This window comes from Bradyrhizobium sp. Ash2021, assembly GCF_031202265.1.
In the GTDB taxonomy this organism is placed as follows: Bacteria; Pseudomonadota; Alphaproteobacteria; order Rhizobiales; family Xanthobacteraceae; genus Bradyrhizobium.
In genome coordinates, this window is record NZ_CP100604.1 from 2,375,303 (window position 1) to 2,388,032 (window position 12,730).

15 protein-coding genes and 2 pseudogenes are annotated in these 12,730 nt (G+C 61.8%); 15 read left to right on the top strand and 2 right to left on the bottom strand.

Annotated elements, in window-relative coordinates; all coding sequences use genetic code 11:
- Positions 1 to 199: 199 nt before the first annotated feature.
- The 12 genes and pseudogenes from NL528_RS11550 (at position 200) to NL528_RS11605 (ending at position 9,312) form a co-directional block, all read left to right on the top strand.
- Positions 200 to 1,312 (top strand): ATP-binding protein, encoded by a 1,113-nt coding sequence (locus tag NL528_RS11550; RefSeq protein ID WP_309182791.1) that lies wholly within the window; start codon positions 200 to 202, stop codon positions 1,310 to 1,312.
- Positions 1,300 to 3,168, top strand: coding sequence for a Na+/H+ antiporter NhaA (gene nhaA, locus NL528_RS11555; RefSeq protein ID WP_309182792.1), 1,869 nt, complete (start codon positions 1,300 to 1,302; stop codon positions 3,166 to 3,168). The genes NL528_RS11550 and nhaA overlap by 13 nt, the downstream gene beginning before the upstream one ends.
- Positions 3,169 to 3,210: 42 nt before the next feature.
- The gene (locus NL528_RS11560) at positions 3,211 to 3,615 is read left to right on the top strand and encodes a host attachment protein (RefSeq protein ID WP_309182793.1); all 405 of its coding nucleotides are present in this window, start codon (positions 3,211 to 3,213) and stop codon (positions 3,613 to 3,615) included.
- A gap of 230 nt (positions 3,616 to 3,845) precedes the next feature.
- Entirely contained in the window at positions 3,846 to 4,574 is a 729-nt protein-coding gene (locus NL528_RS11565; protein WP_309182794.1) for a sensor histidine kinase, read from the top strand.
- Positions 4,575 to 4,601: 27 nt separating this feature from the next.
- Positions 4,602 to 4,835, top strand: coding sequence for a DUF6894 family protein (locus tag NL528_RS11570; RefSeq protein ID WP_309182795.1), 234 nt, complete (start codon positions 4,602 to 4,604; stop codon positions 4,833 to 4,835).
- A 103-nt stretch (positions 4,836 to 4,938) separates the two neighbouring features.
- A pseudogene (locus NL528_RS11575) lies at positions 4,939 to 5,037 on the top strand (DNA starvation/stationary phase protection protein); the annotation flags it as partial.
- Positions 5,034 to 5,237, top strand: coding sequence for a hypothetical protein (locus NL528_RS11580; protein WP_309182796.1), 204 nt, complete (start codon positions 5,034 to 5,036; stop codon positions 5,235 to 5,237). The pseudogene NL528_RS11575 and the gene NL528_RS11580, both read left to right, overlap by 4 nt.
- A 446-nt stretch (positions 5,238 to 5,683) precedes the next feature.
- On the top strand, positions 5,684 to 6,082 hold the full coding sequence (locus NL528_RS11585) for a hypothetical protein (RefSeq protein ID WP_309182797.1): 399 nt from the start codon (positions 5,684 to 5,686) through the stop codon (positions 6,080 to 6,082).
- Positions 6,083 to 6,347: 265 nt separating this feature from the next.
- A complete protein-coding gene (locus NL528_RS11590; protein ID WP_309182798.1) occupies positions 6,348 to 6,797 on the top strand; it encodes a GNAT family N-acetyltransferase in 450 nt (149 codons plus the stop codon).
- A gap of 78 nt (positions 6,798 to 6,875) precedes the next feature.
- Positions 6,876 to 7,832 (top strand): AraC family transcriptional regulator, encoded by a 957-nt coding sequence (locus NL528_RS11595; RefSeq protein WP_309182799.1) that lies wholly within the window; start codon positions 6,876 to 6,878, stop codon positions 7,830 to 7,832.
- Between the two features lie 282 nt (positions 7,833 to 8,114).
- Entirely contained in the window at positions 8,115 to 8,732 is a 618-nt protein-coding gene (locus NL528_RS11600; protein WP_309182800.1) for a nitroreductase family protein, read from the top strand.
- Positions 8,733 to 8,766: 34 nt separating this feature from the next.
- Positions 8,767 to 9,312 carry a carboxymuconolactone decarboxylase family protein gene (locus NL528_RS11605; protein WP_309182801.1) on the top strand — a complete coding sequence of 182 codons (546 nt, stop codon included), beginning with the start codon at positions 8,767 to 8,769 and terminating at the stop codon, positions 9,310 to 9,312.
- A 156-nt stretch (positions 9,313 to 9,468) separates the two neighbouring features.
- Here the strand turns inward: NL528_RS11605 and NL528_RS11610 are convergent, their stop codons facing one another.
- Positions 9,469 to 9,900, bottom strand: a complete 432-nt coding sequence (locus NL528_RS11610) for a DUF1348 family protein (RefSeq protein ID WP_375144004.1) — start codon at positions 9,898 to 9,900, stop codon at positions 9,469 to 9,471.
- A gap of 231 nt (positions 9,901 to 10,131) precedes the next feature.
- On the opposite strand from NL528_RS11610, the gene NL528_RS11615 reads away from it, so the two are divergent.
- Together NL528_RS11615 and NL528_RS11620 are read left to right on the top strand one after the other, a co-directional pair.
- A complete protein-coding gene (locus NL528_RS11615) occupies positions 10,132 to 10,548 on the top strand; it encodes a DUF3095 family protein (protein ID WP_309182802.1) in 417 nt (138 codons plus the stop codon).
- Between the two features lie 27 nt (positions 10,549 to 10,575).
- The gene (locus NL528_RS11620) at positions 10,576 to 11,070 is read left to right on the top strand and encodes a hypothetical protein (protein ID WP_309182803.1); all 495 of its coding nucleotides are present in this window, start codon (positions 10,576 to 10,578) and stop codon (positions 11,068 to 11,070) included.
- Between the two features lie 535 nt (positions 11,071 to 11,605).
- Here the strand turns inward: NL528_RS11620 and NL528_RS11625 are convergent.
- A pseudogene (locus NL528_RS11625) lies at positions 11,606 to 12,233 on the bottom strand (IS256 family transposase); the annotation flags it as partial.
- A 124-nt stretch (positions 12,234 to 12,357) separates the two neighbouring features.
- Here NL528_RS11625 and NL528_RS11630 point away from each other — a divergent pair.
- A complete protein-coding gene (locus tag NL528_RS11630; RefSeq protein WP_309182804.1) occupies positions 12,358 to 12,570 on the top strand; it encodes a hypothetical protein in 213 nt (70 codons plus the stop codon).
- Positions 12,571 to 12,730 lie beyond the last annotated feature (160 nt).

Below are 12,730 nucleotides of genomic sequence, written 5' to 3' on the forward strand. Positions count from 1 at the left end.
AGCACAAGACAGATGGAGATTCGCCGCAGCGCCCAAGCGTCTCTCAGCCATTCCGATAACGGTCGGCTATCGACTCCATGGCGAGAGGTGATTTTCCTTTAGACCGTCATAGACTCATTCTTCGAGCTGTCGTCGCCCGCCCTCGTGTACGGGCCGAAGTCGGCGTTCCGTTGAACGATCGCAAGCCAGGAGGTCCGACATGCAGATCAAACAGACACCCGACGTTTCCTTCCCCGGCGTGGTCGAGAGCCCTCCGCTGGAGGATGTCGTCGTGCTCGCGGACAGCGCCGGCGTCGCGCTTGGAGTACAGCGCGCATTCAGCGCGAGGGTGCGGAGCGTCCGCGATGAGGGCAGCGGCCTCATCGCGTCCAGGTGCGTCGAGATCCCGCTCGTCGGGCGCGACGGCGAGATCTCCGGGGTCCTGGGCCGGACCGCCCCACGGTCCGACACGCGCGGCGTGTTCTCCTCCCGCGGGCCGGAGGGGGCGAGGGCGATCGGGGACGTGGCGCAATTCGTGGTCCACGACATCAACAACCTTCTCGCTGTGATCGGCAGCGGCCTGCGGCTTCTCGAGTGTCAGAGCGACGCCGCATACCGAAAGGTGATCGTCGGCAAAATGCAGGAGGCGATCACGCGAGGCGCGTTGCTCAGCCGGCAGTTCCTCGACGCCGCGCGACCGCGCCCCAAGTCGATCGACGGGTTTGTCGCAGGCAGTCGCCTCGCAGCGATAGCGGGAACGCTTGACTGGGCGTTGCGTCCGGACATCACAGTCCGCACCGAGATCGCCTCTGACTTATGGGCCTTCAATGCCGACCCGGAAGAGCTGTACTTTGCTTTGCTGGACCTCTGCCGAAACTCGGCCGATGCTATGCCGGACGGCGGCGTGATCACCGTCGCGGCGCGGAACGTCGAACCTTCCTCTGGCGCGGCGCGGGGGTTCGTCGAGATTGTCGTCGCCGACGACGGGGAGGGCATGCCCGAGGAGGTCCTCTCGCAGGCCTTCACCCCGTACTTCACGACAAAACCCGCGGGCAGCGGCACCGGCCTCGGGCTCCACCAGGTCCAGCGCTTCGCCGAAGGACGAGACGGCGCGGTCTGTATAGAGAGCGAGCGGGGTGCCGGCACGCTGGTGCGCCTCTTCTTGCCGCGCGTGCAAGCAGCCGGGCTCCCCGGCAGCATCGTCGGCACGGAGATCGCGTACACGCCGTCACCCAGCGGCGGCGTATTCCACGTCATCAACCCAGCGACGGCTGGTGCCGACGTCGTAGCCGGCGCGAACACCTGGAGACCGGTTCAGCGATGCAGCTCATGATCCCGCCCGGCCGCCTCGACCGTCCGGTCGACCACGAGACGGACCACGTGCTCGGCCCCGCCGATGCCGAGATCACGCTCGTCGAGTACGGCAGCTACGCCTGCCCGCACTGCAGGGCTGCCAACGAGCGCATCGCGCAAGCACGCGACCAACTTGGCGACCGCGTCGGCTACGCCTTCCGCCACAGGCCGCTCACGGACAACAGCCTTTCGTTTCGGGCCGCCGAGCTCGCTGAGCTGGCTCAGACGCCCGAGGCGTTCTGGTCCGCGCACATCAAGCTGATGACGAGGTCGATGCAGCTCACAGAGGACGACCTCGTCGCGGTGGCCGCCGACCTCGGCGTGAACGCCGACTTCGCGCTCGGCGACAGCGACGCCGTGCGGCGCGCGAGGGCGAGGGTGGAGGCGGACATCGCAAGCTCACGCGCAAGCGGCGTGAGGTTCACGCCGACCTTCTACATCAATCGCCGGCGCTACGACGGGCCCTGGGACGAGAGCTCTCTCGTCGACGCGATGCTTGGCACGCTCGGGCACCGTGTCCGCACGGCGGCCCTGGACTTCGCGAGCTGGGGCCCGTCCGCCGGCATTTTGCTGGTCCTCGCGACCGTGGCGGCGATCGTCCTGACGAACTCGCCGATCGGGCCGGCGTTCGAAGCGCTCTGGCGCCAGGAGCTCGGCGTGAGCTTGGGCGACGCAGCCTTTCGGATGTCCATCCTCCATTGGGTCAACGACGGCCTGCTGACGGTGTTCTTCCTCGTCGTGGGATTGGAAGTGAAGCGCGAGATGACAGTTGGTCATCTCGCGAGCCGCTGCTCCGCCGCGCTTCCGATCGCTGCCGCGCTCGGCGGCATGGTCGTGCCGCCGCTTCTGTATGCGCTGGTCATCCCTGCGGGGCCGTGGTCGCACGGGTGGGGCGTTCCGATGGCGACCGACACTGCGTTCGCGATCGCCTTGATCGCCGTGATGGGTGCCCGCGTTCCCGTCGAGTTGCGCATCTTCCTCACCGCGACGGCCATCGTCGACGACATCGGTGCGATCGTCGTCGTCGCTGTGTTCTACTCCGGCGATATCCATCCGGGCTACCTGGCCGCGGCCGCGGCGGTGGTCGTTGCGCTGGCGCTGATGAGCCGGTCGAGAGTCTACCTTCTCTCGCCTTACATCCTGTTGGGCGTCGCGTTGTGGGCGTTCGTCTACGCGGGCGGTCTCCACGCGACGCTGGCTGGCGTGGTACTGGCGTTGTTCGTTCCGACGCGCCCGCCCGCCAACCTGGCTGCCCTGATGACGCAGGCCAGCACCATCATCGCCTCCGAGGCCCGGCACGAGGGTGAGGTTCTCAGGCACGGCCCCTCCACCCCGGCGCTGCACGCGCTCGACGCAATCTACGACAGACTTGAATCGCCCACCGACCGGCTGCTGCGGCACGCCGGCGCGCGGTCGAGCTACGCTGTCCTCCCGATCTTCGCACTGGCGAATGCGGGCGTGGCGATCAATCCGGGCGTCTTTGTTGGGCATGGCTGGCTCATGGCCGCGATCGTCGCTGGCCTCGCCATAGGAAAGCCGGTCGGTGTCTTCCTCGCGGCTGCTGCGGCCGTGCGCGCAGGCATAGCCATCAAGCCGGCAGAGTACACGTGGCGGCAGTTGGCCGGGGCGGGAGCCCTCGCTGGCATCGGCTTCACGATGTCGCTCTTTATCGCCGGGCAGGCGTTTCCAAGCGCTCCCGCCGTCTCGGCTGCCAAGATCGCCGTGTTCGCCGCGTCGATTGTTTCAGCCGTCGTTGGGACTGCCCTGCTCTGGGGAGCTTCGCGTCAGGAGCTTATCGAAGAGGTGCCGCAGAGACCCGGCATGCAAGTATCATAGCCCGCCGGCGTTTATGCAGGATCGTGAACAGGAGGTCTTTCGATGATTCTACCTACCGGTACGACAGTAGCAGTCGCTGACGGCGAGACGGTCCGCCTGTTCCGCAATTCGGGTGTGAAACCTGGGGTGCACCTGGTCGAGATCACGGCGGCTCCGCCTGCGCCCGCCCACTCAGGCTCGGGTACGCGCCATCACGCTGGCTCTGCCAACCCCGATGGCAGGCGGCTCGACGAGGACGACTTCGCGGCAGCTACGGCCGCATTCCTAAACAAGCTCAGCTTGGACGGGACCATTGAGCACCTCGTCCTTGTCTCCGACCCCAGAACCCTGGGGGAGATGCGCAAGCATTTCCACCGCGACCTGAGAGGCAAGATCATGGGCGAGTTCGCGAAGGACTTCAGCCGGCGTCCGCTCGAGGACATCGCCTCATTGATCGCCGACGCTTGACGAGCCTCTGAAAACGGCTGCTGGCGCAAGCCCGTCCAGTCATACTGTGCGAATAGCTCAAAGTTACCGACGACTACTGCTCTCGACCAACCCGACCCAAATCAACCGTCTAATGCATCAGCAATGGACAAGATACTGAAAGCTGCCTCAGGCATTCTAAGCAGCATCAAGAGGAAGCAAGGTTCTGCCGCCTGCTCGGTGCCACGTTCCAATCTCTCACGGAGCCCGAAATGACAAAGCACATTGCACCGTTACCGGATCCCGATGGATCGCTACTTCTTCGTGAGTTGAACCACAGAGTAAATAACGAGCTCACTAGCACTATCTGCACGATTTCAGCCAAAGCGGTGGAGTCGGATAACGTGGCAGTCAAGGCCGCGCTCCTCGATGTGGTAGACCTCCTGCATGGTTACGCTGATGTTCACAAGGCACTACGCATGCCGGATCCTGGGCACCTGACCGACGCGGCAAGGTATCTCCAGCATATTTGCTTCTCGATCACGAAATACCGACTGGACCGGCGGAGTATACGTCTCTTGTGTTCGGCGGATGATTTGCGGCTTGAGGGCGAACGCTGCTGGAAGCTTGGGTTGATCGTATCCGAGCTGCTCACCAATGTGGCACGACATGCTCGATTCGACGATAGACGTCCGGAAGCGAAAGTGAAGTTGCCGCTTGCAGGTAACGTCGTAAGGTGCGCGGTCTCTGACAATGGCTCGGCATCTGATCTCGTTGTGCGCGGTCGCGGGCTAAAGATCGTCGACGAGTTGGCCAGCAGTCTGGGTGGCCGCGTTCATGTGTCTTGCGCCGCCGAAGGGTCTTCTTTCCTAATTACCTTTCCATTGACTGAATCCGAGCAACGTGCCGCCGGCGCAACTCATGTTGTCTTGAAGCGAAGGAAGGTGCGTCGTTCTCACAGGTTGCGGGTCCCAAGAGCTGAAGATGCAGCGGCTGGTTAGCAGTCGTCCCACTGAAAGAGGCCGAACATGACCCAGGTCTATTTCCATTGCTCCAATACGAGGAAAGTTTTCGTCGACTATTGCGGCGCCGTAGTGGATGATCTCGCTGAGGCGCGGGATCATGCGACGCGCGTCGTGGAATCCTTCACCTGCGAGCGCAGCCGCGACGATTGGCGTGACTGGGTTCTGCATGTCAGTGACGACCGAGGCGATGAGCTCTTCACTGTTCCCTTCACTTTCGTGCTCGGCAAGGCGCGCTGACGTCAACATGCTCTGAACTCAGCCAGACGAGTGATCGAACTCGTGTTCCGTCGGGGAAATTGCTGTGAAGCTGATCGATCTGACGGGACCGCAATGCGAGCTCGAATCCAAGGTTACCGCCACGGCCAGCCTGATCGAAAACTGGATCGACGAGGCGGAACGTCGCACATGGTTCCTGTTCGAGGCGAGCAGGAGGACTTGACCCTGAGCGCACGCCCACCCGCGAAGCTCGGCGGACGGCTTTTCGTTATCGCCGTGTCGACAGGCAAGTTTGTGTGCGACGGCAACGAGATCAGGGGCATCTCCACCCAGGCACCGATCTATGCTGAGTTGGAGGGCATGCGCGCCGGTGCCGCGATCTCGTTCAACGGAAGGGAGCTCGTGATCGAGGAGGTCGCCTGACAGCTGCGACACCAAAGGTCGAAAGGCTGCCTCTCGGCATAACGCGCGGCAACCGTCGCGAACCTGTGTGGGGTGCCCGGGAATGAAGTGGATGACGTATAGTACGGTCCGAGCGATCTTCCCCAGTCTTTCCTGGCCTCGACAGCCGGACACTGAAGCATCGTCGCCTCGTGCGCCTGAGGTTCACTCCGCTCTTGGACTGGCAGACTCTCAACGCCGCACTAACCCGCTTCTATGGCGCCGGGCGAGTGGAATGGAAACTATAACGACCGGGCATTTCTAATGGTTGGCGTGTCGGCATAACCTTTCTGGGCGTCTAACCGGGCTGGCCCGTGGGGCTGTACGGAGTGCTTGCCAGCATAGGGCGGCGTGATCGTCGTCTTGGGTGGCTGCATTCGCCGCGTCGCAAGGATCCGCTCGAGCAACCAAACACATAGGAGTCACTGATGTCGTTCCGCTTCATCACCAAGTCTATCCACGCCTACCTAATCGATTATCCCGTCGCGATCGTCTTGATAGCAGCTCCGTTCGGGCTGAAGCTCGGCCAGAGCGGACCGGTCGCAATGTGGCTTTCGGTTGCTGTCGGTGTCGCCGCGCTGCTCTTGGCCGCTCTGACCGACCATCCCACCGGGCTGGTCCGCATCATTCCCTACTGGCTGCACCTTTGGGTCGATCGCGCCGTCGGGGCCGTGTTCGTGATCGCTCCGTTTGCCTTCAAATTCACTGAGCTCGACGCCTGGTACTACTGGGTCCTCGCTGTCGCTGTCCTGCTAACGACGTCAGTCTTTAACGCGCCTGAGGAGCCAATCGCGCGTTCGGGGTTGAACAGGCGCACAGCGGGTTGAAGACGGCGACGGCGTCGTCGAGGGTCGAGACGTTGGCGATGTTCGTCCGTGAGGACTCGGGGAGGGCGAGCGGTTCTGCCCTCCCCGTTTGACGAGTTGAAGCGGGGTCAACCTATGGAGCACCGGCTCCATCTTCTCACGCTCCTCGCACCTCACTTACACGGATAGAATATTGAGCCTTAACCGGCACAGGGGATGGAGCGATGACGGTTGCTACGGAGACCGCCGGGGCGTAGGGACGTTACAGGTATTTCAGGAGCATCCTATGCAATCAGTCGAGATTAAAGCCATTGCCAACAACGATTTTGATATTTGGCTTCCGCTGTGGAAGGGCTATCAACGATTTTACGAGGTGGATATCCCCGAGTCGGTGACGCTCAAGACCTGGGCACGGTTGTTGGACCCGGTCGAGCCGATGTGGGCAGCGCTCGCCATGGTCGGTGAACAGGCATTGGGCCTGGTGCATTCGATCTACCATCGATCCACCTGGACGACGGGCGACTACTGCTATCTTCAAGACTTGTTTGTCGCGGACGACGCACGTGGCGGCGGAGTCGGCCGCGCGCTGATCGAGCATGTCTATGCCGAGGCGAGACGTCGAGGGGCGTCCCGGGTGTACTGGTCGACGCACGAATCCAACCACAACGCCATGCAGCTTTACGATCGGATCGCCGAACGCTCGGGTTTTATCATTTACCGAAAGCAACTCGGCTAACCGCTAGTGCAGGTCCGTCTTCAGGACTCGTGCGGCGGGTCTCTATCCTACGCGATCCGGGCAAGGTAGCGAGATCTTATGTCCCAAGTCGATTGGCTAAGCCATCTCCTGCAAATGATCACCATCACCGGCCAGCTCGAGGTCCGCTGCGCCTACGGTGCACCATGGCGTGTGGCTTGGCCCCGGTCCGCGGCGAATGAAATTCCCTACCACGTCGTGCTCAAGGGCCGCGCCATTATCGAGGATCCGGAGACACGGACGACCAGGGAATTGGTGGGCGGAGATATCGTGCTGCTGCCTCACGGATCGGCGCACGTGCTGCACGATGGCAGCGGGCATACGCCGGGGCCAACGTACAGTAGCCAGCGTTCGGCCGGATGGATGCTCGGCGCAAATGATGGCCAGGGCGACCGCCTGGACATGTTGTGCGGGCGATTTTTCATCGGGCCGCCCCATGATCGGCTGATCCGCAATTACCTGCCCACCGATCTGGTGGTGCGGGCCATGGACGGCGATGATGAAGAGGGCGTCGGGTCCGCCGCGAACCACCTTGCCAATCTCGTCGGGCTGATGCGGATGGAGTCCGCCGGCGACAAGCCGGGCAGCAACGCCATCCTCAATGCGCTTTCCTCGGCGCTATTCACACTGACACTGCGCGCGGCAAGCGAATCCGATCAAGCTCCGGAAGGATTGTTGGCGGTGGCCGGCCATCCACGACTGGCCCCGGCCATTTCAGCCATGTTGGCCGATCCGACCCGGCCCTGGAATCTGCTCAATTTGGCTGACTTGTGCGGCATGTCACGCGCCACCTTCATGCGGCACTTTCAGGAAAAGTTGGGCCGCTCGGCCGCGGACCTGTTAGTCGATATCCGGATGAGCCTGGCCGCCAACGAGCTGAAGAAGCCGACGATCAGCACCGAGGCTGTGGCCGGGGCGGTCGGGTATCAATCCGTATCGGCATTCCGGCGCGTGTTCACCGACAAGATGGGGATGACGCCGGGAGAATGGCGCCGTCTGGCGCGCGGGGGCGCGTAATGCGGTCTCGTGTTCGGTTCAAATTGGGCGAGGAACTAGGCGCGTAGGCCCGAAGAGTGCAGTCCTTCGCGTGAGCGACCCACGAGACGCCCCTCTATACCTGCAGCACGTGAAGCTCGACCTCAACGAGACAACCTGCGGCGTGCGATGTCGTGGATGGACCGATGGGATATCCGCCTCGGTTTGATCCCTTTGGGCATTTAATTGAGCAAACCGCGTCTCGAAACCAGCGTTGGCCCGGAGCAAAGGAGGCTCCTAACCACCGCCTGATGGAAGACAGCCATGACCAACCAAGTTATCGAATGTATTTTGAGCCGCAGCTCTGCCAAATACTACGACACCACCGCCACGATGAGCGACGAGCAAATCCGCGAACTGGTGCGTGTAGGCACCTCCGCGCCGACATCTTTTCACCTGCAGAACTGGCGGTTTATCGCCGTTCGCACGTCCGAAGCAAAAGCTCGGCTGCGTCCGATCGCCTGGGATCAGCCCGCGATCACGGAAGCCGCTGTTACCTTCATTATTGTCGGCCAGCTGGCCGACTCCAGCACAATTCCGGAGCGCCTGGCGCCAGTAGTGGAAGCGGGCATCATGCCGGCAAAGATGGTGCCGGAATGGGAAATCCCGGCGCGCGGTCTGTATTTCGATCAGCCGCAGCGCCAGCGCGACGAGGCAATGCGCTCCGCCACCTTCGGCACGGCCGCAATGATCTACGCGGCTCGTTCGCTGGGCCTAGGTTCGACGCCGATGATCGGTTTCGATGACGAAGCGGTGCACCGCGAGTTCGGCCTGGCCGATGACGAAGTGCCGGTGATGTTGTTGTCGGTGGGGCCGGAGCGCCCGGGGAACTGGCCGCAGAAGCCGCGCCTGCCCCTGGCGGACGTGCTGCACTTCGCATAATTTTCTACGAATCCAGTAACTTACGGAGACTACGATGCCAAGATGTGCGATTCTAAAGCCGGAACATGTGCCGGCCGATTCGAAGCCGACTCTTGAGACGTTCACCAAGAACATCGGTTTCACCCCAAATATGATGGCGACGTTCGCGCACAGCCCGATCGCCTTCAACGCATGGGCCGTGCTGCTCGGCGCCTTGAGCAAGGCGCTCGACGTGAAGACGCGCGACAGCATCGGCCTCGCAGTCTCCGAGGTGAACGGCTGCAACTACTGCCTGACAGTTCACAGCTTCACGGCCGAGCATATGGCCAAGCTGCCGGGTAACGAGATCATCCTCGCCCGAAAGGGCCATGCCAGCGATCCGAAGCGGGACGCCGCGGTCCAGTTCGCCCACAAAGTCATCGAGAGCCGGGGGCACGTCACTGACGCCGAACTGAAAGCCGTCCGCGATGCCGGCTACACGGATGCGAACCTCATGGAGATCGTCGCGCTGGTGGCCATGTACTCTCTGACGAACTTTTTCAATAACGTGTTCGATCCCGAGAAGGACTTTCCCGTCGTTACGCCGGCCGGCTCGCTCTGAACTCTATCCGGTCGCATCGACCATCTCCGAGGGGCCTTTAGGGGGGCATGCGATGCGAGCGTAAGCGCCGTTTAGCTGTGTAAATTCTCGTATGGGAGGTGGTCGCACCCGCGAAGATCTACGATTCAAAAATCGAAGGCGCTGAGTTCGGGTTGGTCATCGGGTCTGCGCCCAATCGGCCAGTAAAACGTCCGTTTCATTTCCGCAATCGGATGCATCATTGATGCTGGCAACCCGCCTGCGCATCAGACCGTCCGGATCGAACTCCCAATTCTCGTTTCCATAAGCCCTGAACCAGTTCCCGCATCGTCGTGGTATTCGTACGCAAAGCGAACCGCGATGCGATTGTCGGAAGGCCCAGAGCTCCTTCACAATCCGATAGTTCAATTCCTTCGCCCATTTGCGTGCCAGAAATGCCTCGATGGCGGCGCGGCTGGACAGAAATTCAGCGCGGTTTCGCCACACACTGTCGATGGTGTAAGCGAGCGCAACCTGGACCGGATCGCGGCCGTTCCAGCCATCCTCCGCGAGCCGGACTTTCTGAATGGCGGTTTCGCGATTGAAAGGCGGAATGGGCGGACGTGACATGGCGTATGATCCTTACACGGTCTGAATGTGGCACCGGCAAGTTAGGGCCATCGCGCGCCAAGACGAGAGTTTACCGTCGTAAAGAACTGCAAATGGGCGCATCCGCGCCCAGCCGATAGCACCTCTCAATCGACATCAGCCCAGGGTTTCGATCCCAAACAGACGGATCAGGCGGGTTGCTTCGCGCAGATCAGCCGTGTCGGCGCATGCTCTTTTGGAACGCATCGACGGTTGGCCGCAAATCTTACGTGCTTCGTGCCATCACCCACGCGAGCTAATCACGTGCACTTCGTTGACGGTGCTTCCGGGGGTTACGTCTTCGCTGCAGCCAACTTGAAGCGAAATGTTGCGAGCGGCCTCGGGTACACAAGGAGCTTGTGTTTCGGCTGCGCGCGTCCAACCCATCAGACACTCCGTTTAGGGTGCCTAGGGTATCTGCCAATCCCGGTAGAGGGTTTCCACATCAGCGGGTCGTTGATGCTCAACCCCTGGCCATCCGTTTTGCGCGCGGAAACAAAGATGTGTGGAGAAGTTCGCCAGAGAAAAGCTAACTCGGTTAGCTTCCCTCTGGCGTTTGGGACTTGCCAGCTGAGCAAATACTGTCGGATCCAGGCGGCACGGACGCCGAAGATGCGTGAGGCGAACTGAATTGCCGCGATAACAGGAGAGTGAGCAATGTTGACCGCGACCTTGACGCTGGAAGATGTCCAAGAATTTCTCAAACGGTTGACCGCCACGATTGAACTCGATCAGCTCAATGTCGACGCCATGCCGCCAGAGCACTTTGCGACTGCGTACAACGACAGCATGTGGCGCACGTGGCGGCACGATCATCGTGCCTATATCGAGAAGCTGCTCTTGACCACCGATGCGATGCCGCCGGTCATGCTCTGGCAGCTGACGGGAATTGCGATCGCTTACGAGCCCGCACGTGTCGGAAACATTGTTCTAGAGCTTTTCGCCGAGGTGGTGAGTGGCAGCTGCGCGGAGGATCTTGGAACGGCAGATCGCTTCTTTGGCCGATTGATCCAGGAGATGAGCGGACAGCGCAAGGGCAACTCGTGCCACGGAAGCGCTCAAGCGTCGATCTTGCGCTGGCTGCCCGAGCTCGATCCGCTGCGGATCGCCCGAGATCCTGAGTGTGGATATGGCCCGTTACGGGTCCGGTAGCGGAGCACCGACGATGGTCGCCCCGCGATCAGGCTGTTGGACATCGTTCGCCTTCGCAAAATTGCCGCGGGACGAATTCTTGTGAACGCTAACCAGATCGTGTGGCAGGGCCGCGACCGCGCCTCTCTGCGAGGTTCTCGATCCGGTCACCTCGGATGCTCGCGCGAAGCCCCGTCGACCCACGACACAAGGCGGAGATCTCAACGACGCACCAACAGTAACCTGACGGATCTCCGACATAGAAGTCAGACCACGAGCATTGAAGATAGCTTCTGGGCAAGTTCGGCCCATCTCGATGCAAGAGGGTGCAGCGTGGTGGCCGCTGCCGAAGCAAGAGACCCCCCTCGGTTTTTTCGCGCTCGAAAATCGTTGAAAAAATCGAGGCGAAATTCGCTAGATGTGTCAGCTAGATGGAGATTCGAGTCGTTCTCAAAACGAAATCGAGTCGTTCTTAAAGAGGAAATCGAGGATCGTGTCCCCGTGCGTGGTGTAACTGGCGGCGGGTCACCGCGTTCACCGGCAAGAGCCGGGCAGGTCAGCTGGCGATAGCCGGAAGGCTGACGGTTGGATCATCGCTCAACGGCGCGATGGTTTCCAGCGTCATGTAACGGGCACGCTGGACGGCCCATTCATCGTTCTGTTCGAGCAGGATCGCGCCGACGAGACGGACGATGGCATCTTCGTTGGGGAAGATGCCGACGACCTCGGTCCGCCGCTTGATCTCGCCGTTGAGGCGCTCGATCGGATTGGTCGAGTGCAGCTTGGTTCGATGCTGGGGCGGGAACGTCATATAGGCGAGCACGTCGGTCTCGGCCTCATCCAGGAAGCCAGCGAGCTTGGGCAGCTTGGGGCGGAGCTGATCGGCGACCTTCCGCCACTGCGCTCGTGCGGTCTCGGCATCGTCCTGGGCAAACGCGGTGGCGATGAAGGCGGAGACGACGCGCCGCCCGCTCTTGCCGGCATGCGCCAGCGCGAATGAAGTGCACGCGGCAACGCTGCCAGGTGGCGTTGAGTACCTTACTGACGGCGGCCTTGATGCCCTCGTGGGCGTCGGAGACGACGAGCTTGACACCGCGTAAGCCGCGGCGGGCGAGCTTGCGCAGGAATGCCGTCCAGAATGTCTCGGCTTCGGAAGGACCAATATCCATGCCGAGCACCTCGCGCTCCCTCTCCGCAAAAAACACTCGAAACGCAGAAAATTCAAATTGTACCGATAGGATAAGGCTTTCCGAAAACGACCGGTGGTACACGTTTGGCTGCCGCGCCGCAGCGGTCGCGGAGGAGCCGGTGGGTGAAGCCGCAGTCGCATCGGACGACCTCGCCGCGGTGCTCGGGGTTGCTGCGGATCGCGTCCGTGGCGCCGGCTGGTTCGCGCGTATGGAATATGGCGCGGCGGCCGATCTCGCCGCGCCGCCGGCGGGCGGCGACGTCGCCCTCAGCATCTTTGCCAACGACCTCGACGTGCGCCGTGTTTTCGCGTCGCGGGGGTCGAAAGGGTAAGACGTCCTTGCGGCGAATTTTCGTGGGAGAAAGCCGACCTCGCCGACGCGCTGAAACGCGCGGTGTAGCAACGATTTTGAGTGGGCTGACATACTTACGTCGTCATCGCCGGGCTTGGCGGGCGCCATGAAAGCGGCGCTCCAATAAGACTATTTCCAGG